At 65.8% G+C, this 23,411-nt stretch carries 21 protein-coding genes; 2 read left to right on the top strand and 19 right to left on the bottom strand.

What is annotated here, in order from left to right; genetic code table 11:
- Positions 1-69 precede the first annotated feature (69 nt).
- Complete coding sequence (locus WKW77_RS00860; RefSeq protein WP_340354937.1) at positions 70-1,251, top strand: MFS transporter; 1,182 nt, start codon at positions 70-72, stop codon at positions 1,249-1,251.
- Positions 1,252-1,428: 177 nt separating this feature from the next.
- On the opposite strand, the gene WKW77_RS00855 is transcribed toward WKW77_RS00860, so the two are convergent.
- Positions 1,429-1,788, bottom strand: coding sequence for a DUF1428 domain-containing protein (locus tag WKW77_RS00855; RefSeq protein WP_340354936.1), 360 nt, complete (start codon positions 1,786-1,788; stop codon positions 1,429-1,431).
- 127 nt (positions 1,789-1,915) lie between these two features.
- Positions 1,916-2,821 (bottom strand): SDR family oxidoreductase, encoded by a 906-nt coding sequence (locus WKW77_RS00850; protein ID WP_340354935.1) that lies wholly within the window; start codon positions 2,819-2,821, stop codon positions 1,916-1,918.
- 224 nt (positions 2,822-3,045) lie between these two features.
- Here WKW77_RS00850 and WKW77_RS00845 point away from each other — a divergent pair, with 224 nt between their 5' ends.
- Complete coding sequence (locus WKW77_RS00845) at positions 3,046-3,861, top strand: class I SAM-dependent methyltransferase (RefSeq protein ID WP_340354934.1); 816 nt, start codon at positions 3,046-3,048, stop codon at positions 3,859-3,861.
- Positions 3,862-3,867: 6 nt separating this feature from the next.
- Here the strand turns inward: WKW77_RS00845 and WKW77_RS00840 are convergent, their stop codons facing one another.
- The 17 genes from WKW77_RS00840 to WKW77_RS00760 form a co-directional block, all read right to left on the bottom strand.
- Positions 3,868-4,806: a glutathione S-transferase family protein gene (locus WKW77_RS00840; RefSeq protein ID WP_340354933.1), complete on the bottom strand. Its 939-nt coding sequence runs from the start codon at positions 4,804-4,806 to the stop codon at positions 3,868-3,870.
- A gap of 24 nt (positions 4,807-4,830) precedes the next feature.
- Positions 4,831-6,471: an isovaleryl-CoA dehydrogenase gene (locus tag WKW77_RS00835; protein ID WP_340354932.1), complete on the bottom strand. Its 1,641-nt coding sequence runs from the start codon at positions 6,469-6,471 to the stop codon at positions 4,831-4,833.
- 20 nt (positions 6,472-6,491) lie between these two features.
- Positions 6,492-7,508 (bottom strand): NADP-dependent oxidoreductase, encoded by a 1,017-nt coding sequence (locus WKW77_RS00830; protein WP_340354931.1) that lies wholly within the window; start codon positions 7,506-7,508, stop codon positions 6,492-6,494.
- Positions 7,509-7,527: 19 nt separating this feature from the next.
- The gene (locus WKW77_RS00825) at positions 7,528-7,989 is read right to left on the bottom strand and encodes a PaaI family thioesterase (RefSeq protein ID WP_340354930.1); all 462 of its coding nucleotides are present in this window, start codon (positions 7,987-7,989) and stop codon (positions 7,528-7,530) included.
- Between the two features lies 1 nt (position 7,990).
- Positions 7,991-8,785: an SDR family oxidoreductase gene (locus tag WKW77_RS00820; protein WP_340354929.1), complete on the bottom strand. Its 795-nt coding sequence runs from the start codon at positions 8,783-8,785 to the stop codon at positions 7,991-7,993.
- Positions 8,786-8,943: 158 nt separating this feature from the next.
- Positions 8,944-9,225: a Dabb family protein gene (locus WKW77_RS00815; protein WP_340354928.1), complete on the bottom strand. Its 282-nt coding sequence runs from the start codon at positions 9,223-9,225 to the stop codon at positions 8,944-8,946.
- 14 nt (positions 9,226-9,239) lie between these two features.
- Entirely contained in the window at positions 9,240-9,446 is a 207-nt protein-coding gene (locus tag WKW77_RS00810; protein WP_340354927.1) for a hypothetical protein, read from the bottom strand.
- The gene (locus WKW77_RS00805; protein ID WP_340354926.1) at positions 9,446-11,278 is read right to left on the bottom strand and encodes an acyl-CoA dehydrogenase; all 1,833 of its coding nucleotides are present in this window, start codon (positions 11,276-11,278) and stop codon (positions 9,446-9,448) included. The genes WKW77_RS00810 and WKW77_RS00805 overlap by 1 nt, the downstream gene beginning before the upstream one ends.
- A gap of 126 nt (positions 11,279-11,404) precedes the next feature.
- Complete coding sequence (locus WKW77_RS00800) at positions 11,405-12,580, bottom strand: acetyl-CoA C-acyltransferase (RefSeq protein ID WP_340354925.1); 1,176 nt, start codon at positions 12,578-12,580, stop codon at positions 11,405-11,407.
- Between the two features lie 32 nt (positions 12,581-12,612).
- Positions 12,613-14,082 carry a M20 family peptidase gene (locus tag WKW77_RS00795; RefSeq protein ID WP_340354924.1) on the bottom strand — a complete coding sequence of 490 codons (1,470 nt, stop codon included), beginning with the start codon at positions 14,080-14,082 and terminating at the stop codon, positions 12,613-12,615.
- 85 nt (positions 14,083-14,167) lie between these two features.
- Positions 14,168-16,273, bottom strand: coding sequence for a 3-hydroxyacyl-CoA dehydrogenase NAD-binding domain-containing protein (locus WKW77_RS00790; protein WP_340354923.1), 2,106 nt, complete (start codon positions 16,271-16,273; stop codon positions 14,168-14,170).
- A gap of 144 nt (positions 16,274-16,417) precedes the next feature.
- On the bottom strand, positions 16,418-17,113 hold the full coding sequence (locus tag WKW77_RS00785; RefSeq protein WP_340354922.1) for an ABC transporter ATP-binding protein: 696 nt from the start codon (positions 17,111-17,113) through the stop codon (positions 16,418-16,420).
- 1 nt (position 17,114) lies between these two features.
- Complete coding sequence (locus tag WKW77_RS00780; protein ID WP_340354921.1) at positions 17,115-17,903, bottom strand: ABC transporter ATP-binding protein; 789 nt, start codon at positions 17,901-17,903, stop codon at positions 17,115-17,117.
- The gene (locus WKW77_RS00775; protein ID WP_340354920.1) at positions 17,900-19,210 is read right to left on the bottom strand and encodes a branched-chain amino acid ABC transporter permease; all 1,311 of its coding nucleotides are present in this window, start codon (positions 19,208-19,210) and stop codon (positions 17,900-17,902) included. Before WKW77_RS00775 ends, WKW77_RS00780 begins: the two co-directional genes overlap by 4 nt.
- Positions 19,211-19,213: 3 nt before the next feature.
- A complete protein-coding gene (locus tag WKW77_RS00770) occupies positions 19,214-20,167 on the bottom strand; it encodes a branched-chain amino acid ABC transporter permease (RefSeq protein WP_340354919.1) in 954 nt (317 codons plus the stop codon).
- An 80-nt stretch (positions 20,168-20,247) separates the two neighbouring features.
- Positions 20,248-21,486 (bottom strand): branched-chain amino acid ABC transporter substrate-binding protein, encoded by a 1,239-nt coding sequence (locus tag WKW77_RS00765; protein ID WP_340354918.1) that lies wholly within the window; start codon positions 21,484-21,486, stop codon positions 20,248-20,250.
- Positions 21,487-21,649: 163 nt separating this feature from the next.
- Positions 21,650-23,293, bottom strand: coding sequence for a 3-(methylthio)propionyl-CoA ligase (locus WKW77_RS00760; protein WP_340354917.1), 1,644 nt, complete (start codon positions 23,291-23,293; stop codon positions 21,650-21,652).
- Between the last annotated feature and the right edge of the window lie 118 nt (positions 23,294-23,411).

Here is a 23,411-nt window from a genome sequence, read left to right as displayed (position 1 = left end):
AGATCACAGCTCTATATCCGACGCGCATTCTAGTCACGAAGCGGCGGCGCCCGCACAGTACGGGACATCATGCCCATCGCCCTACTCGCCCTCACCGCCGGTGCCTTCGGAATAGGCACCACCGAATTCGTCATCATGGGCCTGCTGATGCAGGTCTCGTCGGATCTTCATGTCTCCATCGCCACCGCCGGCCTGCTCATCTCGGGCTACGCCGTCGGCGTGGCGGTCGGGGCGCCGCTCTTGACCATCGCCACGCGCCGCATGCCGCGCAAGACCGTGCTGCTCGCGCTGATGGCGATCTTCACCATCGGCAACATCGCCTGTGCGCTGGCCGCCAACTACGAGATGCTGATGGCCGCGCGCGTCGTCACCTCGCTGGCGCACGGCACCTTCTTCGGCGTCGGCTCGGTCGTCGCGACCGGCCTCGTGCCGCCGGAGCGCCGCGCATCGGCGATCTCGATCATGTTCACCGGCCTGACGGCCGCCACCCTGCTCGGCGTGCCGGCCGGCGCATGGCTCGGGTTGCACTTCGGCTGGCGCGCGACCTTCTGGGCCGTGGCGCTGATCGGCGTCATCGCCTTCACGGTGCTCGCAGTCTTCGTGCCGCGCGGCCAGGCCGACGGCCAGCAGGCGCCGCTGCGCGAGGAGATCGCGGTGCTCGGCCGGCCGCAGGTACTGCTCGGCCTCGCGGTCACCATCCTCGGCTTCGCCGGCGTGTTCCTGGTCTTCACCTTCATCCAGCCGCTGCTGACGCAGGTCACCGGCGTGGCGGAATCGTCGGTCTCGCCGATCCTGCTGGTCTTCGGCGGCGGGCTGGCGATCGGCAACCTGCTGGGCGGCCGGCTCGCGGACCGCGCACTGATGCCCGCGCTCATCGGCACCCTGCTCGCGCTGGCCGTGGCGCTCGGCGCGATGCAGTGGCTGATCCACACGCCGGCCACCGCCGTGCTCTTCGTGCTGCTGCTCGGCATCGCCTCCTTCGCGACGGTCGCGCCGATGCAGATGCGCGTGCTGGAAAAAGCCGCGGGCGCCGGCCAGAACCTCGCATCGAGCCTGAACATCGCGGCCTTCAACCTTGGCAACGCGCTCGGCGCATGGGCCGGCGGCATGGTGATCGACCACGGCCCGGGCCTCGCGGCACTGGGCTGGACCGCCGCGCTGTTCACTCTCGGCGGCCTGGGCATCGCACTCTGGAGCCGCGCGCTCGACCGGCGCGTCGCGTTGCCCGACTGCGCGAGCGTCGGCGCCTGACACACGCCCAAGCCCTTCCTGCGATCAACCGAGAACCTCGTGGAGCAACGCTATCTCGGCAACTCCGGCTTCAAGGTGCCGGCACTCGGCTTCGGCACAGGCACCTGCAGTGGCACGGCCCGCTCTTCGGCGCTTGGGGCATCAGTTCTCGGGACCAACCCGCAGCGGCTCAGCCGGTCAAGCCTCGACCAGCACCTCGAACCCGCCCCAGAACATGCGCTTGGCATCGAAGGGCAGGTTCTTGGTGTCCATCATGTCGGCCAGGCGCGGGTCGCTCATCACCTTTGCGTTGACCTCGTCGCGATGGTCGCGCGATTCGAAGACGATGTATGAGAAGACAACCGTCTCGCCGTCCTTGAGCAGGACGCTTTGAGGAAAGGACGTGACCTCTCCGGACTTCACGTCGTCGGCGATGCACTCGCGGTACTCGAGCGCACCGTGCTCGCGCCAGATGGCGGCGGCGCGCTGCGCGAGTTCCTTGTACTTCTCGATGCTGTTCTTGGGGACGGGAAGGACGTATCCATCGACATAGGCCATACAAGCATCTCCTGGATGTGATTGGCAACGACACCGAACCGTGAGTTCAGTTTAAGCAGCCTCCCCTGCCGCACCCAAGTCCCGCGCACCGGTGCGGGCATTGGCCCGCACCATGGATGAGCCGCCGTTACTCGGCGCGAAGCTGCGCGCGCAGGTTCACACCGATCTCCGGGCGCTCCAGGAAAGGATCGGCCGGGTTCTCGATGGCGACGATGTGCTCCATCCGGCTCTTCACGTTGCCGAGCGCCTTCGGGTGGCTGAACACGTAGAACTGGTTCGCGCTGATGGCATCGAACACCTTCTGCGCGACTTCCGCGGCCGTGACCTTGCCGCTGCTCACCGCCTTGTCGCTCATGGCCTGACCGATGAGCTGGCTCTTCGTCGGCTTTCCGGCAGCGAGTTCGCCCGGCCGGTTGCGCTGGCTCTGGCTGATGCCCGTGGGCACGAAGTACGGGCACAGCAGGCTCGCGCCGATCTGATCGGTGACGAGCTTCAGGTCCTGATAGAGCGTCTCGGTCAGGCTCACCACGCCGGCCTTCGCGGTGTTGTAGATGCCCATGTTGGGCGGCGTCAGCAGGCCCGCCATGCTCGATGTGTTGACGATGTGGCCGCGGTACGACGGGTCCTTGGCGGCGGCTTCGAGCATCATCGGTGTGAAGAGGCGCACGCCGTGGATCACGCCCCAGAGGTCGACGCCCAGCACCCATTCCCAGTCGGCCACGGTGTTTTCCCACACCAGCCCGCCCGCGCCGACGCCCGCGTTGTTGAAGACGAAATGTGGCGCACCGAAGCGCTCCTGCACGGCCTTGGCGAGGTCTTCCATCTGCTTCGCGTCGGCCACGTCCACCTTGCGCGCCATGACCTGCACGCCGGCGGCTTCCATCTCTGCCTTCGCCTTGTCGAGCGCGTCCTGCTGCACGTCGATCAGCACGAGGTTCATGCCGCGGGCCGCGCCGATGCGTGCGCATTCGAGGCCGAAGCCGGAACCGGCACCGGTGAGAACGGCCGTTGTGCCCTTGAAATCCTGAATCATTTGCGCGTGTCCTTTCGTCTCTTGGGTGGTGTGCGAAACCGCTATTGAAATACGGAATTCCGCTCGGCGCAGTCGCGAAGGTGATGAAGCTCGCCCCCAGGCTGCGCGCACTGCGTGTCGCTTCGCCAACCCCCTGCCGGGGGCAATACCGGCGGCCCGGCAAAGCCGGTTCCGCGGTATTCCTGGGCTAGGATGGCACGTGGAAGCTACCCAGGAGGCACGCAATGGCGATTCCCGCTTCGGACATCAAGTTTTCCGGCTCGATCCCAGCCCTCTACGACGAGTACCTCGTCCCGCTGATCTTCGAGGCGTATGCCGCCGAAACCGCGCCGCGGGTCGCCGCCCTGGCGCCGTCGCGCGTGCTGGAAACTGCGGCAGGCACGGGCGTCGTGACGCGCGCGATGGCGCGCATGCTCCCGGCCAGTGTCGAACTGATCGCCACCGACCTGAATCAGCCGATGCTCGATCGCGCCGCCGCCACGGGCACCCAACGGCCGGTGCACTGGCAGCAGGCCGACGCGATGAAACTGCCCTTCGAGGATGCAAGCTTCGACGCGGTGGTCTGCCAATTCGGCGCGATGTTCTTTCCGGACCGGTCCGCGGCGTACGCTGAAGCGCGTCGCGTGCTCCGACCGGGCGGCACCTTCGTCTTCGCCGTCTGGGACCGGATCGAGGACAACGAATTCGCCGACGTCGCGACGCAGGCGCTGGCCACGCTGTTCCCCTCCGATCCCCCGCGCTTCATGGAACGGGTGCCGCACGGCTACTACGAACGCGAGGTGATCGAGCGCGATCTTGCCAACGCGGGATTCGCTGCATCGCCGGGCTTCGAAACCATCGCCGCACGCAGCCGCGCCGAATCGGCGCACATCGCGGCCCTGGCCTATTGCGAGGGCACGCCGATGCGCAACGAGATCGAAGGCCGCTCGGGCAGTCTGACCGAGGCCACCGCGGTCTGCGAGGAAGCCTTGGCGCGGCGGTTCGGCACCGGGCCGATCGACGGCAAGATCCAGGCGCACATCATCACTGCGCGCCGCTGAACCCGTTCAGCTCTCGACCTTGCGCAGCACATAGCCCACGCGCGGGAAGTGCACGTGCACCGTGCCGAAGCGCTCGCCGGTGCGCCGCAGCGTGTAGTGCGTGCGCGTGGCGGCGATGAGTTCGCCGTCCGTCGGCTCCGGGCCGAAGGTTTCGGCAGTGACCGTGACGTGTGAACCGAGCGGAATCCCGTGGTCGTCCTGGAAGGTGCTGTCCGACAGCAGGGTGTGCGGCAGCGAGGCGCGGGCGACCTCGAAGGCCTGGGCCTCGTCGAAGGTCTCCATCGTGCCGTGGCCGATGCCCGCCATGCGGTCGAGCCAATCCACCACCGCGGGCGTGAGCTGCAGGATGTCGGCCATCGACGGCGTGCGCTTGCGCGTGAACCACAGCGGGTGGTAGCAGGCGAAGTCCGCCACCGTCGGGTAGCCGCCGAGCAGGTAGTCGGTGTCGTCGAGCATGTCCGACAGTCGCCGCAGGTACGACTTGTAGGCCGATGTGGCGTCGCCCGGCCGCAGGCGCACCATGTTGCTGCTCATCGCCTTGCGATCCTCGCCGAAGGCCTTGGCGGCCTCGGGCGGCGCTTTGGCGAAGACATCCGCCGCCCCCTTGCCGCTGAGGTTGTGAGCCATCGCGGCCCAGAAGAGGCTGCTGTCGGCCCACTGGGCGACCACCCTCGACAGGCCCTTGCCCGGCTCGGGATAGAGCGACGGCAGCGGCGTGAGATGTTCGAGCACGTCGCAGATCAGCGCGGTGTCGCAGTAGATGTCGGCGCCGATCTGCAGCACCGGCACCCGGCGGTAGCCGCCGGTGAGCGCCACGTAGTCGGGCTTGGGCATGATCGACGGAACGATCACCGACTTCCACGTGAGCTTCTTGTAGCCCATGATCAGCCGGACCTTCTCGCTGAAAGGCGAGGTCGCGTAATGGTGGAGGATCAGTTCTGCCATGGAAGTCCTTCGCGTTGCGTGGGTTCAGTGCGGCTGCGCGCGCGAAATGATCGCATCGAAATCGACCGATGAGCCCAGTGTGCCGAAAACATGGCCCCAGTCACCACCCAGGCGAGATGCACAGAATGCGCTCGTGACGTCGCCCGGCGCGGTCTGCGCGAGCAAGGCCGCCTGGACCGCGAGTGCCACGTCCTGGGCCAGGCGGCGTGCTTCGATCTCGGTCGCCATCGCCTCGATGCGCGCGGGCAAGGCATCGGCGAGACGATCGAGCGCCGCATCGGTGCCGCGCGCGGGCGCAAGCTCGTGCGCGATCGCCGCGACCGCATCACCCTTGCGCAAGCCGCGCAGCAGATCGAGCGCCATGATGTTCCCCGCGCCCTCCCAGATGGAGTTGAGCGGCATCTCGCGATAGATGCGCGCCATCACGCCTTCACCGCCCTCTTCCACGTAGCCGTTGCCGCCGAGGCATTCCATCGCCTCCTGCGCGAAGAGGCTGCCGCGCTTGCAGATCCAGAACTTGGCGACTGGCGTGAGCAGGCGGGCCATCAGGCGCTCGTGCTCGTCGTCCTGGTGGTCGAACGCGCGCGCGAGCCGGATCGCAAGCGCCGTGGCGGCTTCGCTTTCGAGCGCCAGATCGGCCAGTACGTTCTTCATCAGCGGCTGCTCGATCAGCGGCTTGCCGAAAGCGCTGCGCTGCGCGGTGTGGTTGAGCGCCAGGCTCAGCGCCTGCCGCATCAGCCCGCTGGTGCCGAGCGCGCAGTCGAGCCGCGTCATCGTGCCCATTTCGAGGATTTGCGGGACGCCGCGGCCCTCCTCGCCGACGAGCCATGCGCTCGCGCCGCGGAACTCGACCTCGGAGCTGGCATTGGCCTTGTTGCCGAGTTTGTCCTTCAGCCGCTGGATCTGGATCGCGTTGCGGCTGCCGTCATCGAGCACGCGCGGCAGGAAGAAGCACGACAGTCCCGCGGGCGCCTGCGCGAGGATCAGGAACGCATCGCACATCGGCGCGGAGAAGAACCACTTGTGGCCGGTGATCTCGTAGCGCTCGCCCCAAGCATCGCTGCCGACGCGGACGGCCCGCGTGGTGTTGGCGCGAACGTCCGAGCCGCCCTGCTTCTCGGTCATTCCCATGCCCATCGTCACACCCGGCTTGTCGGACCAGGGCTGGAGGCTCGGGTCGTACCAGAGGCTGGACAGCTTCGGCCCCCAGTCCGCATGGACGGCCGCGTTGCCGCGCAATGCGGGAGCGACCGCGTAGGTCATCGAGATCGGGCACAGGATGGACGGCTCCAGCTCGGTGAACAGCATGAAGCCGGCGGCGCGATGGACATGCGCCGAAGGGCCGGACGCCGCCCATGCCGCACCGTGCAGGCCGGCGCCGACGGCCGTCGACATCAGCGCGTGGTAGCTCGGATGGAACTCCACCTCGTCGATGCGGCGCCCGAAGCGGTCGTGCGTGTGCAGCACCGGCGCGTGGATGTTCGCGAGCCGCGCATGCGCCTGCATCTCGGCCGAGCCGAGCGCCGCGCCCAGATGGCCGAGGGCGGCCGTGTGCAGCTGCGGCGCGTTGAACTTCAGCGCATCGCGCAGCGGCCGGTTGCTCTCGAAGAGGTTGTAGCCGGTCAGCGGAGCCGGCTGGTTGAAGACTTCATGAGTCGCATCCATGGCCGGTCTCCGTGAGGTTGTCAGATCAGCTTGACGAGCTGCTTGCCGAAGTTCCGGCCCTTCAGCAGGCCGAGGAATGCTTCGGGCGCGGCCTCGATGCCCTGCGCCACCGATTCGCGCGGTCGCAGCTTGCCGCTGGCCACCAGGCCGCCGAGTTCCGCCAGCGCTTCGGGCCAGACTTCCATGTGCTCGCTGACGATGAAGCCTTCGAGCTTGATGCGGTTGATGAGGAACAGCGACGGGTTCGCGAGCGGCAGCGGCTGGCCGTCGTAGCCCGCGATCATTCCGCACAACGCGACGCGTGCGAAGGCGTTGGCGCGCAGCAGCACGGCGTCGAAGATGTAGCCGCCGACGTTCTCGAAGTAGCCGTCGATGCCGTTCGGGCAGGCTTCCTTGAGCGCCGCGCTCATGCTCTTGACGTCGGGATGCTGGCGGTAGTCGATGCAGGCGTCGAAGCCGAGTTCGTCGGTCACGTACTTGCATTTGTCGGCACCGCCGGCGATGCCCACCACGCGGCAGCCGCGCGCCTTCGCGAGCGCGCCGAAGGCACTGCCGACCGCGCCGCTCGCAGCGGTGACGACCAGCGTCTCGCCGGCCTTGGGGTTGATGATTTTCACGAGGCCGTACCAGGCGGTGACGCCCGGCATGCCGACCGCGCCGAGGTAGTGCGACAGCGGCACATGCGTGGTGTCCACCTTGCGCAGCATGCCGGGTTGCGAGGCATCGACCACGCTGTATTCCTGCCAGCCGCCGAAGCCGACGACCTTGTCGCCGACCGCGAACTTGGGATGCCTGCTTTCGACGATCTCGCCGACGGTGCCGCCCTGCATCACCTGCCCGAGCGGCTGCGGCTGCGCGTAGCTCTTCGATTCGTTCATGCGGCCGCGCATGTAGGGGTCGAGGCTCATGTAGTGATGGCGGACCAGCACCTGGTTGTCCTTGAGCGCGGGCGTCTCGCTGGTCACGAGCTTGAAGTTGCTGGCGACGGCTTCGCCTTCGGGGCGGTTGTCGAGGATCTGTTGCTTGTTGATGGGCATGGAAGTCTCCGTATCGGATTCAGTCTGTGGAGGGCGGGCGCATGTCGTTGGCGCTCGCGGGTCCGGTCGGCAGTCGTCGCTTCACGTACTTGAAGGTGCCGGTGGCGTGCGCGCAGATGCGGTCCTGCGCGTCGTAGATCTTCGCTTCGGTGAAGCCCATCGTCGCGGTTCGCGTCAGCAGCTTGCCGCGCGCGATGAGGGGGCCGACCGAAGGCGCCATGAAGGTGGTCTTCATCTCGATCGTGACCACGCCGATCTCCGGCGTCTCGCTGCGTGCCGCGGCGGCCATGGCGATGTCGAGCATCGTCATCACCGCACCGCCGTGCGTCACGTCGAAGGTGTTCAGGTGCTCCGGCTTCGCCGTATAGCGCAGCTCCGATTCACCGCCCTCGAACTTCGTGATCTGGAAGCCCAGGTGGCGCGCGAAGGGAATCTGATCCGTGTAGGACCGCAGGTTGATGGTGTCGTTGGTATCCGTCATCTCAAGCGCCGAGAACCACACTCACGCCGCCGTCAACAGCCAGCCATTGGCCCGTGATGTGCTTGCCCGCATCACTTGCATAGAGCAGCGTGATGCCCTTCAGATCTTCGTCGTCGCCGAGGCGGCCCAGCGGCGCATGCGATGCCATCTTTTCCTCGCCGATCGACTTGATCAGGCCCGCCGCCATCTTCGTCATGAAGAAGCCCGGGCAGATCGCGTTGACGTTGATGCCGTACTTGCCCCACTCCGCCGCCAGCGTGTGCGTGAAGCCGATGACCGCGCTCTTCGAGGTGTTGTAGGCGATGGTCTGCATTTCCGGCGGGTTGCCGTTCAGGCCCGCGATCGACGCGATGTTGATGATGCGCCCGCTCTTCTTCGGGATCATGTAGCTGCGCGCGATCTGCTGCGACAGGATGAAGTAGCCGCGCACGTTGAGGTTCATGACCTTGTCCCACGCCTCGACCGGATGGTTCTCGGCCGGCGCGCCCCAGCTCGCACCGGCGTTGTTGACCAGGATGTCGACCGCGCCCAGGCGCTCCAGGGTTTCATCGGCGAGGCGGCGCGTGTCTTCTTCCTTCGAGCAGTCGGCGGCGATCCAGCGCGCGTCGATGCCGGCGGCCTGCAGCTCGGCCGTGGCCTGTTCGAGATCGTCCGCCTTGCGCGAACTCAGCATGACCTTCGCGCCCGCCTCGCCGAGCGCATGGGCCATCTGCAGGCCGAGGCCGCGCGAACCGCCCGTGACGAGCGCGACCTTGCCGGTCAGGTCGAAAAGTTGCTGGATGCTTCGTACAGTCATGGTGTCTCCAAATCAGTTGTTCAACATTTCAGCTCGCGACCCTGGAGCCGCCCCGGCCAAGACCAGGGCACCCGCGGAACCGGCTTTGCCGGGCCGCCGGGTGCGCCCCCTCGAGGGGGGAAGCGGCTACACGAAGTGAGCAAGCAACGGGGGTGGGTTCATGTTTCGTAGTCGAGCACGGTGCGCGATTCGCGCAGGCCGCCAAGGACGCCCGACACCTCGACGTGCACCGGGTGCTCCAGGTAGGCCTGCAATGCCGCCCTGTCGTCGAAGGCCGAGACGAGCACGACATCCACGTTGGCCTCGAGGCCTTCGGTGCGGACCGCCGCTTCGAATTCGCGCATGCCGGGCACCAGGCCCTTGCAACTGTCGAGCTGGGCCTTGAACTTGGCCGCGTCGCCCGGGTTCTTGAGCTTCCACATGACGATGTGTTTGATCATGGCTGTTCCTCGGGTCACTTGTTCGAAAGACGGGAGCGCACGTAGATCAGAACGACGCCCACGGCGGCGGCCACCGCACCGGGCACGGCCATCGCCCAGCCCAGCGTCTCGGCGCCTTCCTGGCGCCCGGTCGCGATGCCGAGGATCAGGGCCAGCAGCCCGCCGTAGATCAGGATCCAGATCCATTTTTCCAGTGTGGCGTGCGGTTTGGTAGCGGTCATCAGAAAGCCTCCTCGGGCAGTGCGGCACAAGTCGGGTCACGCGACTCCACGACATTGAGCCACGCGCCGATCTTGGGCAGTTCGTAGTTGAAGAAAAAGTCCGTTGCGCCGACGCGGCCCGCGGTGGCCGGCTGCGACTTCGCGGCATCGGCCTCCAGGGCGCGCTCGGCGACATCGAGCCAGATCCAGGCCAGCACCACATGGCCGAAGGCCTGCATGTACGGCACCGCATTGGCCAGCGCTTCCTGCGGATTGCCGGTGGCCCATGCGGCCTTCGTTGCGGAAGCGATGCGTTGCAGCGCCGCGCCGAGCGACTTGGCGTGGCCGGCCAGCGCGGGCTGCGCAGCGGCGCGCCGGATGGTATCCGCGATCCGCCCGCCCAGCAGCGTGAGGCCGCGCCCGTCTTCCATCAGCACCTTGCGGCCCAGCAGGTCCGCGGCCTGGATGCCGTGGGTGCCCTCGTGGATCATGTTCAGCCGGTTGTCGCGCCAGTATTGCTCGACCGGGAAATCGCGGGTATAGCCGTAGCCGCCATGGATCTGGATCGCCAGCGAGTTGGCTTCGAGGCACCACTCGCTCGGCCAGCTCTTGGCGATCGGGGTCAGCACCTCCAGCAGCAGCCGTGCGTCGTCGGCGGCCTCGGGCGTGCCGGTCTTCTGCTCGTCGACCAGCCGCGCGCAGTAAAGCTCCAGCGCGAGCGCGCCTTCGCAGTACGCCTTCTGCGCCAGCAGCATGCGGCGCACGTCGCTGTGTTCGATGATCCGCACCTGCGGCTTCGCGGAATCCTTGCCCGCGGGCCCGGCGGGACGCCCTTGTGGGCGCGTCTTCGCGTACTCGAGCGAGGCGTGATAGCCGGCCATGCCGAGCATCACCGCCGCGGTGCCCACGCCGATGCGCGCCTCGTTCATCATGTGGAACATGCAGTGCAGGCCCTTGCCGGGCTGGCCGACCAGGTAGCCGACCGCGCCGGCCTTGCCGCCCACCGGGTACTTGCCTTCGCCGAAGTTGAGCAGCGTGTTGGTCGTGCCGCGCCAGCCGAGCTTGTGATTCAGGCCCGCGAGCGCGACGTCGTTGCGTTCGCCGGTCAGGTTGCCCCGCGTGTCGACCATTCGCTTGGGCACGATGAAGAGCGAAATCCCCCGCGTGCCGGGAATCAGCTTGCCGTTCTCGTCCGGGATCTTGGCGAGCACGATGTGCACGATGTTCTCGGTCAGCTCATGGTCGCCGGACGAGATCCACATCTTGTTGCCGGTGAGGCGGTAGCGCGGGCCGAGCGGATCGTTCTGGAAATCCGGGCCGTCCGGCACCGCGCGGGTCGCCACATCGCTGAGACTGGAGCCGGCCTGTGGCTCCGACAGGCACATGGTGCCCGCCCAACGGCCCGAGAATTCATTCTTGGCGAAGACCTCTTTCTGCATCTCGGTGCCGTGCACCATCAACAGGTTGGCATTGCCGCTGGTCAGCATGTTCGAGCCGATGCTGACCGACGCCATCGCGAAGAAGGCGTTGGCCGCCGCCTGCACGGTGTACGGCAGCTGCATCCCGCCGATGTCGTAGTCCTGCGCCGCGCTCATCATTCCGGATTCGACGAACGCCTTGTGGGCGTCATGCGTAGCCTGGGGAAGGATCACCTTCTCGCCATCGAAATGCGGCTCCTGCGTGTCGACGATGCGGTTGAACGGCGCGTACTTCTCGCGCGCGATGCGCTCGCAGGTGTCGAGCACCGCGTCGAAGGTCTCGCGCGAATGGTCGGCGAAGCGCTCGCGCTCGTTGAGCGACTCGGCATGGAGCCAGTCGTACAGAAGAAAGTCGAGGGTGGGACGAAGGCTCATGATCAATTCTCAATGAACGGCCCGGGGAAAGGCCAGAAACCCCGTGGAACCGGCCTTGCCGGGCCACTGGGGTTGCCCCCGGTAGGGGGTGGAGAGCGACACGAAGTGCGCGAGCCTGGGGGCGAGCTACAAGATTTCGAAGACACCGGCAGCGCCCATGCCGCCGCCGATGCACATCGTGACCACGACTTTCTTCGCGCCGCGGCGCTTGCCTTCGATCAGCGCATGGCCGGTCAGGCGCTGGCCGCTCACGCCGTAGGGGTGGCCCACCGCGATCGCGCCGCCGTTGACGTTCAGGCGGTCACCCGGGATGCCGAGCTTGTCGCGGCAGTAGATCACCTGCACCGCGAAGGCTTCGTTCAGTTCCCAGAGGTCGATGTCGCTGACCTTCAGGCCCAGGCGCTTGAGCACCTTCGGCACCGCGAAGACCGGGCCGATGCCCATCTCGTCAGGCTCGCAGCCCGCGACCGCGAAGCCGAGGAAGCGGCCGAGCGGCTTCAGGCCCTTCTGCTCGGCGTACTTCTCGTCGACGACCACGCAGGCGCCGCCGCCGTCCGAGAACTGGCTGGCGTTGCCCGCCGAGATCAGGCCGCCGGGCAGCGCCGAGCGGATGCCGCTGATGCCTTCCTTGGTGGTGCCGGCGCGGATGCCTTCGTCGTTCTCGACGGTGACTTCCTTCGTGCGCAGGCCCATCACCGGATCGGCCACGCCGGCCAGCACGGTGATCGGTGCGATCTCGGCCTTGAAGAGGCCCGCTTCGAGCGCGGCGGTGGCCCTCTGCTGGCTGGCGGCGCCGTACTCGTCCATCGCATCGCGGCCGATGTTGTAGCGCTTGGCGACCTGCTCGGCCGTCTGCAGCATGTTCCAGTAGATCTCGGGCTTGTGCTTGACCAGCCACGGATCGGCCAGCATGTGCTTGTTGGCCTCGTTCTGCACGCAGGAGATGCTTTCGACGCCGCCTGCGACGTAGACATCGCCCTCGCCCGCGATGATGCGCTGGGCAGCCGTCGCGATGGTCTGCAGGCCCGACGAGCAGAAGCGGTTGATGGTCATGCCCGAGGTCGTGATCGGCAGGCCGGCGCGCAATGCGATCTGGCGCGCGATGTTGGAGCCGGTCGCGCCTTCTGGCGTCGCGCAGCCCATGATCACGTCATCCACTACGGCCGGGTCGATGCCGGCGCGCTGGACCGCATGCTGCACCGCGTGGCCGCCGAGCGTGGCGCCGTGCGTCATGTTGAAGGAACCCTTCCAGCTCTTCGCGAGCGGCGTGCGGGCGGTGGAAACGATGACGGCGCTGGTCATGATGTGGTCCTTTTGAAGAAGAGGAATGTCGGTTACTGGGGCTGTGCGGTGTCGCGCAGCAGCTGCTGATAAAAGTTGATCGCCTCGCCGTAGTTCGAGATGGCCAGACGCTCGTTGGTGCCGTGGAAGCGCGCGAGGTCCTCGCCCTTCGCGCGGAACGGCGAGAAGCGATAGACCTGGTCGCTCACGAGGCTGAAGTGGCGCGAATCGGTGGCAGCGACCATCAGGCCCGGCGCGACGATGGCGTCCGGAAAGGCCTGCCGGACCGAGCGCTCGATGGCGCGATAGCCGTCGCCATCGGTCGGCGAAACGGGCGACGGCTCCGAATTGCCCGGATAGCGCTTGATCTGGATCGCATCGTTGCCGAGCGCGGCCTTCAAATGCGTCTCCACGCTGTCGATGGTGTCGCCCGGCAGGATGCGGAAGTTCACCGCCGCCTCGGCCCGGCCCGGTAGCACGTTGTCCTTGTTGCCGGCGCGCACGATGGTGAGGGCCGTGGTCGTACGCAGCATCGCGTTGCTGCTGGGACTCTTCTCCAGTTGGCTTTCGACCAGCGGGCCGGTGAGCCACAGGTTCGACAGGAGCACGCGGTTGAGGCCGCTCATCTCCGGCGCCAGCGTGCCGAACATCTGGCCCGCGATGCCCTTGATGCCGCCCGGCATCGGCTTGGATTCGAGGCGTGCGAGCGCCGCGCTCATCTGGCCGATCGCGCTGTGCGCCGGCGGCATCGACGAGTGGCCCGGCGCGGTGTCCAGCGACAGGAAGAAGGTCGCGTAGCCCTTCTCGGCCAAGCCGATCAGCGCCGAGGGCTTCGACAGGCCCGGCAGCACGCCGTCGAGCACCAAGAGGCCTTCGTCGAGCACCCAGTCCAGCCGCACGCCACGCGACTTGAGGAGTTCGGCGATCGGCAGCGCGCCACGCAGGCCGCTCACCTCCTCGTCGTCGCCCATCACGAGGTAGACCGTCTGCGTCGGCCTGAAGCCGCTGCCGATGAGCGCTTCGATCGCTTCCATCTGCGCGAACAGGTTGCCCTTGTTGTCGAGCGCGCCGCGGCCCCAGATGAAGCCGTCCTCGATCACGCCGCCGAACGGGTCGACCTTCCAGGCTTTCTCGGTGCCGGGCGCGATGGGCACCATGTCCTGGTGCGCCATCAACGCGACCGGCGTGGCCTTGGGATCGGAGCCGGTCCAAGTGTAGAGCAGCGCATGCTGCCCGATCACTTCCTTCTTGAGCGTGGAATGGAGCTTCGGGAACTGCTCGGCGAGGTACGCATGCAGCTTGTCGAATTCCGCCGAGTTGCCGGCAGGATCCTCGAGGCTCGACACGGTGCGGAACTGGATCCCGCCCGCGAGCCGCTTGGCAGCGGCCGGGAGATCGATGGCGAGCGGCGGCGCCGGCGCCACGGCAACCTGCCGCGACGGCGTGCGCCATGTATTGACAGCGACCGCTGCCACCAGTGCCGCGAGCACCAGCACCAGCGTGAGGAACAGACGTTTCAGCATGGAAGCCATCCTTTTCTACCGGCCGCCTCTGGCGGCCGCCCGGAGGCGGCTACACGCAGTGAGCAAGCAACGGGGGTGGACTTCATTAGCTGAATGACTTGCCTTCGGCGACCAGCTTCTGGATGAGCGCCGCAGGCTGCCAGAACTTCGCATCGTCGTGCGGGTTCTTCGCAAAGCGCTTCATCGACTCGGCCACGTTGAACAGGCCGACCTGCGAGGCGTAGTGCATCGGGCCGCCGCGCCAGATCGGGAAGCCGTAGCCCGTCAGGTACACCATGTCGATGTCGCCGGACTTCGAGGCGATGCCGTCTTCGAGGATGTGCGCGCCTTCGTTGACGAGCGAATACACCAGGCGCTGCACGATCTCCTCGTCGGAGATCTTGCGCGGCGTGATGCCGAGTTCCTTTCGGTGGTCCTCGATCATCTTGTTCACGAGTCCCGACGGGATCGCATCGCGCTTGCCGGCTTGATAGTCGTACCACCCTGCCCCGGTCTTCTGGCCGAAGCGGCCCAACTCGCAGAGCTTGTCGGCCGTGCGGCTGTACTTCATGTCGGCGATCTCGGTGGCGCGGCGCTTGCGGATCGCCCAGCCGATGTCGTTGCCCGCGAGGTCGCCCATGCGAAACGGGCCCATCGCGAAGCCGAACTTCTCGATCGCCTTGTCCACCTGCTGCGGCGTCGCACCTTCGTCGAGCAGGAAGCCGGCCTGGCGCGAGTACTGCTCGATCATGCGGTTGCCGATGAAGCCGTCGCACACGCCCGAGACCACGGCCGTCTTCTTGATCTTCTTGGCGATGTCCATCACGGTGGCGAGCACGTCCTTGGCGGTCTGCTTGCCGCGCACCACCTCGAGCAGCTTCATCACGTTGGCCGGGCTGAAGAAGTGCATGCCGACCACGTCCTGCGGACGCTTGGTGAAGGCGGCGATCTTGTCGACGTCGAGCGTGGAGGTGTTGGAAGCGAGGATCGCGCCGGGCTTGGCCACGCGGTCGAGCTCGGTGAACACCTTTTCCTTGACGCCGAGTTCCTCGAACACGGCTTCGATCACGAGGTCCGCGTCCTTCAGGTCGTCATAGGACAGCGTGGTCTTGAGCAGCGCCATGCGCTGTTCGTACTTGTCCTGCTTGAGCTTGCCTTTCTTGACCTGCGCCTCGTAGTTCTTCTTGATCGTGGCGATGCCGCGGTCCAGCGCTTCCTGCTTCATCTCCAGAATGGTGACCGGGATGCCGGCGTTCAGGAAGTTCATCGAGATACCGCCGCCCATGGTGCCGGCGCCGATCACGCCGACCGACTTGACGGGGCGCTGGGGCGTGTCACCGGGCACGTCGGGGATGTGCGAAGCCGCACGCTCGGCCATGAACAGGTGGCGCAGCGCGATCGATTCGGGGGTGAACATCAGCGCGGTGAAGATGCGGCGCTCTTCGGCCATGCCGTCGTCGAACTTCATCTTCGTGGCGGCCTGTACCGCATCGACGCACTTGAGCGGCGCCGGGTAGTTCTTCGACATGCCGCCGACCATGTTGCGCGCGAACTGGAAGTAGGCGTCGCCCTGCGGGTGCTTGCACGGCAGGCTGCGCACCAGGGGCAGCGCTTCGCCGGTCTTGCCGGCGACCGACTTCGCGAATTCGAGCGCTTCGTCGAACAGCGACTCGGCCGATGCTGCGAGCTTGTCGAACAGCTTCTGGCCCGGCAGCGAAGCGAGCAGTTCGCTCTTGACCGGCTCGCCGCTCACGATCATGTTGAGCGCAGTCTCGACGCCGAGTACGCGCGGCAGGCGCTGCGTGCCGCCCGCGCCGGGGATCAGGCCCAGCTTGACTTCAGGCAGCGCGACATTGGTGCCGGGCGCGACCACACGGTAGTGACAGCCGAGCGCGAGTTCGAGGCCGCCGCCCATGCAGATCGAATGGATCGCAGCCACGATCGGCTTGGTCGAGCCTTCGAGCGCGAGGATCACGCTCAGCAGATTGGGCTCCTGCAGCGCCTTGGGCGTGCCGAATTCCTTGATGTCCGCGCCGCCCGAAAACGCCTTGCCGGCGCCGGTGATGACGATCGCCTTGACCGCCGGATCGTCGATGGCCTTGGAGAGACCGTCAGTGATGCCGATGCGCGTCGAGAAACCGAGGCCATTGACCGGGGGGTTGGTCATGGTGATCACGGCGACGTCGCCGAGCACTTTGTATTCAGCCGTCATGCTGGGTTCCTTTGGATTGGGAGAGGATCGAAAAAAACGGGGCTCACGCTCAAAAAGCACGAGTGTTCTTTTTTGTGAAATTCTAGGCGTTTCGGAAGTCGCCGCAATGGCATTCAGTCGCTACCGAGACAACGTTCGTCGTCCCTAGACCTCCAGCCATTCCTTGCGGATGGCGGCATCGGCGCGCAATGAATCGGGCGTGCCGTCGAACACGATGCTGCCGTGGCCCATGACGAGCGCGCGGTCGGAGATCTGCATGGCAATGGTCAGCTTCTGCTCGATCAGCAGCACCGAGATGCCCTTGTCCTTGAGCGTGCGCAGGTACTGGCCCACCAACTCGACGATCTTCGGCGCGAGTCCTTCGGTGGGCTCGTCGATGATGATCAGGTCCGGGTCGCCCATCAGCGTGCGGCACAGCGTCAGCATCTGCTGCTCGCCGCCCGACAGCACGCCCGCCTCGGTGTGCTGCCGTTCCTTCAGGCGCGGGAACATCCCGTACATGTCGTCGAAGGACCAGCGGCTGCCTTTGCCCGAGCCCTTCTGGCCGAGCAGCAGGTTCTGGTGCACCGTCAGCTTCGGAAAGATGTCGCGGTTCTCCGGCACGTAGCCGATGCCCAGGTGCGCGATCTCGTAGGCCTTGCGGCGAAGGATGTCCTGCTCCTTCCAGTGCAGCTTCCCCTCCGCATGCACGAGGCCCATGATGGCCTTCGCGGTGGTCGAGCGGCCGGAGCCATTGCGGCCCAGCAGTGCGACGATCTCGCCGGGGCGCACGTCGAACGAAACACCATGCAACACATGGCTCTTGCCGTAATAGGCGTGGATGTCGTGAAGCTTCAACATATCAGTGTCCAGCGCCCTGAGCATCGGCGACCGCCGAACCGAGATAGGCTTCCTGCACGCGCGGATTGGCGCGCACCGCGGCCGGCGTGTCGAAGGCGATGACTTCGCCGTAGACCACCACGGCGATCTTGTCGGCGAGGCCGAACACCACGCCCATGTCGTGCTCCACCGTAAGCAGCGTCTTGCCGACGGTGACCTGCTTGATCAGCGAGATGAAATGCTGCGTCTCGGTCTTGCTCATGCCGGCGGTGGGTTCGTCAAGCAGGATCACGTCGGCGCCGCCTGCGATGGTCACGCCGATCTCCAGCGCACGCTGCTCCGCGTAGGTGAGGTTGACCGCGAGCACATCGCGCTTCTTGCCGAGGCCGACCTGGTGGATGAGCTCCTCGGTGCGCTCGTTGGCATCGTCGAGGTTCGAGAGAAAGCGCAGGAAGGTATAGCGGTAGCCGAGGCTCCACAGCACGCCGCAGCGCAGGTTCTCGAACACGCTGAGCTTCGGAAAGATGTTCGTGATCTGGAAGCTGCGCGACAGGCCCAGCCGGTTGATCTCGAACGGCCGCATGCCGTCGATGCGCTTGCCGTTGAGCAGCACTTCACCGCTCGTAGGCGCGAGCCGGCCGCTGATCAGGTTGAACAGCGTGGACTTGCCCGCGCCGTTCGGCCCGATGATCGCGACGCGATCGCCAGCCTCGACGGCGAGGTCCACGCCGCGGATGATTTCCGTCTTTCCGAAGCTCTTGCGCAAGCCTTTGAGCTCGATGGCGTGGGTCTTGTTCTGAACGTTGCTCATGCCATCTCCCTCCGCTTGATCTCGGCTTCGATCTCCTCCTGCGCATGTCCCCAGAGCCGCACGAAGCGACGGCGCACCGCTTCCAGCAGGCCGAGTCCGACCAGCAGGATCAGCGCCGCGCCGAACCAGCTCATGAACGACGAGGTGTCGAGCGTCACGCGCATGAAGTCGAGCGTCGGGCCCAACGCAGAGTTAAGCTGGATGTGATAAATCATCTCGATGATCGCGGCGGCACCGATCACCACGGGGATCGCGGTCAGCACCAGAGCGCCGTAAAGGCCCCAGAAGCGATTGAGCTTGCCGAACTTCGCAACGCGCAGGTTCATCATGATGAGACTCGCGATGCCGCCCGGCGCGAACATCACCATGAAGACGAACACCAGCCCGAAGTAGAGCTGCCAGGCCTTCGTGAGCTCCGACAGCAGCACCGCGGCGAACACCAGCAGCACCGCGCCGATGATCGGCCCGAAGAAGAAGACCGCACCGCCGAGGAAGGTGAAAAGCAGATAACTGCCCGAACGGAAGGCATTGAGGCTGTCCGCCGCGTTGACGATCTCGAAATTGATCGCCGCGAGACCGCCGCCGATGCCCGCGAAGAAGCCCGCGATGATGAAGGCGAAGTAGCGCACCCGCTGGGTGTTGTAGCCGATGAACTCCACGCGCTCCGGGTTGTCGCGCACCGCGTTCAGGATGCGCCCGAGCGGCGTGCCGGTGAAGGCGTACATCAGCCCGGTGCAGATGAAGCAGTACACCGCGATCAGGTAATACACCTGGTTCTGCGGACCGAAGGTGATGCCGAAGAAGGGCTTGCCGTAGACGCGGTCGGTGGTCACGCCGCCCTCGCCGCCGAAGAAGCCGGGGAACATCAGCGCCATCGATGCCACGAGCTCGCCGATGCCCAGCGTGATCATCGCGAAGGTGGTGCCCGACTTCTTGGTGGTGACGTAGCCGAAGAGGATCGCGAAGAAACTCCCCGCCAGACCGCCCACGATGGGGATCAGCACCAGCGGGATCGGCCAGCCGCCCTTGCCCGCGAGGTTCATCGCATGGATGGCGATGAACGAGCCGAGACCCACGTAGACCGCATGCCCGAAGCTGAGCATGCCGCCCTGCCCGAGCAGGATGTTGTAGCTCAGGCAGATGATGATGAGATAGCCCATCTGCGAGAGCATCGTGAGCGCCAAGCTGCTCTTGAAGATCATCGGCGCGACGATCAGCACGATCGCGAACAGCGACCAGATGATGATGCGTCCGAGGTTCCAGGGCTTGAAACGGTAGTAGGCGGGAGAAGTCGTCATGGTGCTCATGGATCAGTCTTCCCGGGTGCCGAGCAGACCCTTGGGCCTGAAGATCAGGATCAGGACGAGGAACAGGTAAGGAAGAATCGGCGCGACCTGTGAGATCGTGAGGTTCAGCAGCGGATAGCCGAAGGTGCTTTCGGTCACCGCGACGCCCATGGCCCTGAGGCCGGTTGCCATGGAATGGTCCAGCGCGACCGCGAAGGTCTGCACGATGCCGATCAGCAGTGACGCCAGGAACGCTCCCGCCAGCGACCCGAGCCCGCCCACGACGACCACCACGAAGATGATCGAACCGACCGATGCCGCCATCGCAGGCTCGGTCACATAGGTATTGCCGCCGACCACGCCCGCGAGCCCTGCCAGCGCGGCGCCGCCGCCGAACACCAGCATGAAGACGCGCGGCACGTTGTGGCCGAGTGCCTCTACCATTTCCGGATGCTTGAGCGCCGCCTGGATCACGAGGCCGATGCGCGTGCGCGTGAGCAGCAGCCACACCGACAGCAGCATCAGCAGCGCGACCAGCATGATGAAGGAGCGCGACTTCGGGAACTGCGTGCCGAAGAGCGTGAAGAGCGGCCCCTGCAGTTGCGTCGGAAGGCCGTAGGGCACGGTGGAGCGTCCCCAGACGAGTTGCACCACTTCGAGGATGAGGAACGACAGGCCGAAGGTCACCAGCAGTTCGGGCACATGGCCGTACTTGTGCACGCGGCGCAGGCTGTAGCGCTCGAAAGCGGCACCCATGGCGCCGACCAGCAGCGGCGCGATGAACAGCGCCGGCCAGAAACCGACGACGCCGGAGATGGTGTAGGCCAGGTAGGCCCCGAGCATGTAGAAGCTGGTGTGCGCGAAATTGAGCACGCCCATCATGCTGAAGATCAGCGTCAGGCCAGAGCTCAGCATGAACAACAGCAAGCCGTAGCTCACGCCGTTGAGCAGCGAGATGACGAAGAATTCGACGGTCATCGATTCGTTAGGTCACGTTTGAAAAAGAAAGAGGCCCGAGTGTTGAAGTCGGGCCTCGACCGGTCATGCCTCGCGAGGTATCAGGAGCTCGGACGCTTCATCTCGCACGTCGTCGGCGTGCTGGCGACGTAGGGCTCGAAGTACTTCACCGGAACGAAGGTGTAGCCCGTGCCTTCCTCGTCGACCGGGTACTTGCCGCCCGCCTTGTCCCATTTGGTGATGTAGAGGCCCTGCTGGAGCTGGTGGTCGGTCTTGCGCATCTCGACGTCGCCGTTGAAGCTCTTGAAGCGCATGCCTTCGAGCACCGGCGCGACCTTGACCGGATCGGTCGACTTGGCCTTGGCGAAGGCTTCGCTCAGCATCGTCAGGGCAGTGTAGGCCGACTGCGTGTAGAGGTCTTCCTTGAACCTCTTGGTGAACTCGGTGCCCAGGCGCTGGATCTCGCCGCCCATGTTGGTGTGGCCGTAGGCGACCTGGTACACCTTGCCGGCCGAGGCGGCGCCCATGGCCGTCGGCGTGCCGCTCACGCTGCCGTAGTAGACGAAGAACTTGACGTTGTTGAGGCCTGCGTCGTTGGCCGCCTTGATCAGGAGCGCGAGGTCGGAGCCCCAGTTGCCCGTGATGACGGAGTCCGCGCCCGATGCCTTGATCTTGGCGATGTACGGCGCGAAGTCGCGCACCTGAGCCAGCGGGTGGAGGTCTTCGCCGACGATCTGGATGTCGGGGCGCTTGCGGGCGAGATTTTCCTTCGCGTACTTGGCCACCTGCACGCCGTGCGAATAGTTCTGGCCGATGATGTAGACCTTCTTGATGTCCGGCTGGTCCTTCATGAAGGTGGTCAATGCTTCCATCTTCATGGAGGTGTCGGCATCGAGCCGGAAGTGCCAGTAGCTGCACTTGCTGTTGGTCAGGTCGGGATCGACTGCCGCGTAGTTGACGTAGAGGACTTCCTTGCCCGGATTGCGCGCGTTGTTCTTCTCCAGCGCGTCGATGATCGCCAGCGCCGCGCCCGAGCCATTGCCCTGCAGCACGTAGCGCGCGCCCTGGTCCATGGCCGAGCGCAGCGCGCTGGTGGTTTCCTGCGGGCTCAGCTTGTTGTCGATGCCGATGATCTCGAACTTGACGCCGGCGGCGTTCTTCTTGTTGAACTCCTCCGTGAGGAACTGATAGGTCTTCAACTGGTTGGTGCCAACCGCAGCCATCAGCCCAGAGAGCGGGTCGAGCCAGGCGACTTTCACGGTCTCTCCCTTCTGCGCGAGAGCACCGGTGGCGCATGCCGCAAGCACGGCAGCGGTGGCGAATTTCAGAGCGAACTTCATTGCGTGTCTCCTGGTCAGCTGTCGAAATGCGGGACGAGATTACAAGTGTTTGGAACCTCGCCCGTCAGGGAATGCCCGTAAGGAAATCGCCGCCGGGCCGGTTTCTATCACCCAGGCGACAGCGGGCCTCCTGTTGGTGCTACCCGGCGGTAGAAATCCGGCCTCAGACGCCCGGAAGCTTGTAGTCGCGCAGCTGCTCGCGCAGCCGGGCCTTGAGGATCTTGCCCGTCGCGCCGAGGGGGATCGCGTCGACGAAGACCACGTCGTCCGGGATCTGCCATTTGGCCGTCTTGCCCTCGTAGAAGGCGAGCAGTTCGTCGCGCGTGACCTCGCCGCCGGGCTTCTTCACCACCACCACGATCGGCCGTTCGTCCCACTTCGGATGCTTCACGCCGATGCATGCCGCCATCGCGATTGCTGGATGGGCCACAGCGATGTTCTCGACGTCGATCGAGCTGATCCATTCGCCGCCGGACTTGATCACGTCCTTGCTGCGGTCGGTGATCTGCAGGAAGCCGTCCGCGTCGATGGTCGCGACGTCGCCGGTCGGGAACCAGCCGCGTCCGTTCTCGTCGTCGACGAGCGGATTGCCGCCCTCGCCCTTGAAGTATTCCTTGACCACCCAGGGGCCCTTGACCAGCAGATCGCCGTAGGCCTTGCCGTCCCATGGCAGGTCCCGGCCGTCGCCGTCGATGATCTTCATGTCCACGCCGAAGATCGCCCGGCCCTGCTTCATGCGGATCGCGGTCTGCTCTTCCTGCGGCAGTGCGAGGTGCTTGTTCTTCAGCGTGCACAGGGTGCCGAGCGGCGACATCTCGGTCATGCCCCACGCATGCAGCACTTCGACGCCGTACTGCTGCTGGAAGGCATTGATCATGGCCGGCGGGCAGGCCGAGCCGCCGATCACCGTGCGCTTGAGCGTCGAGAAGCGCAGCCCGTTGGCCTGCAGGTGGCCGAGCAGCATCTGCCACACCGTCGGCACGCCGGCGGCGAAGCTCACCTTCTCGGCTTCGATCAGTTCATAGACCGACTTGCCATCGAGCGCCGGGCCCGGGAACACCACCTTGGCGCCGACCAGCGCGGCCGAGTACGGAATGCCCCAGGCATTGACGTGGAACATCGGCACCACCGGCAGCACGGAATCGCGCGCGGACAGCGTCATCACGTCGGGCAAGGCCGCCGCATAGGCGTGCAGCAAGGTCGAGCGATGGCTGTACAGCGCCGCCTTCGGGTTGCCGGTCGTGCCGCTCGTGTAGCACATGCTGGACGCCGAGTTCTCGTCGAAGCTCGGCCAGGCGTAGTCGGTGGAGCGCTGGCCCATCCAGGCCTCGTAACTCACCAGATTGGGGATTCCGGTGTCGGCCGGCAGCTTGTCGGCGTCGCACAGCGCGATCCATTTCTTCACCGTGGTGCATTTTGCGTGCACCGCCTGCACCAGCGGCAGGAAGGTCATGTCGAAGCAGAGGATCTGGTCTTCGGCATGGTTGGCGATCCACGCGATCTGGTCCGGATGCAGGCGCGGGTTGATGGTGTGCAGCACGCGGCCGGAACCGCTGACGCCGTAATACAGCTCCAGGTGGCGGTAGCCGTTCCACGCCAGCGTCGCGACGCGATCGCTGAACAGCAGTTGTTCGTCCTCGAGCGCATTGGCCACCTGTCGCGACCGTGCGGCGACCTGCCGCCATGTGGTGCGGTGGATATCGCCTTCCACCCTGCGCGAGACGATCTCGGCGTCGCCGTGGTGGCGCTCGGCGAACTCGATCAGCGACGAGATCAGCAACGGTTGGTCCTGCATCAAACCCAGCATCTATTGGCTCCTTCTTGAACGGGCTTTGTCGATTCGGCGGCAACGCGATGTCACCAGCGCCTTGCGGGCAAAGGTTCACCCAGCAGGGCGCGTCACACAATGACAGAAACCCGCAGTA

It is taken from the genome of Variovorax ureilyticus, assembly GCF_037889935.1.
GTDB lineage: Bacteria > Pseudomonadota > Gammaproteobacteria > Burkholderiales > Burkholderiaceae_C > Variovorax > Variovorax ureilyticus.
The sequence above is the reverse complement of the archived record's forward strand: the minus strand, read 5'-3'. Positions and strand labels throughout refer to the sequence as shown.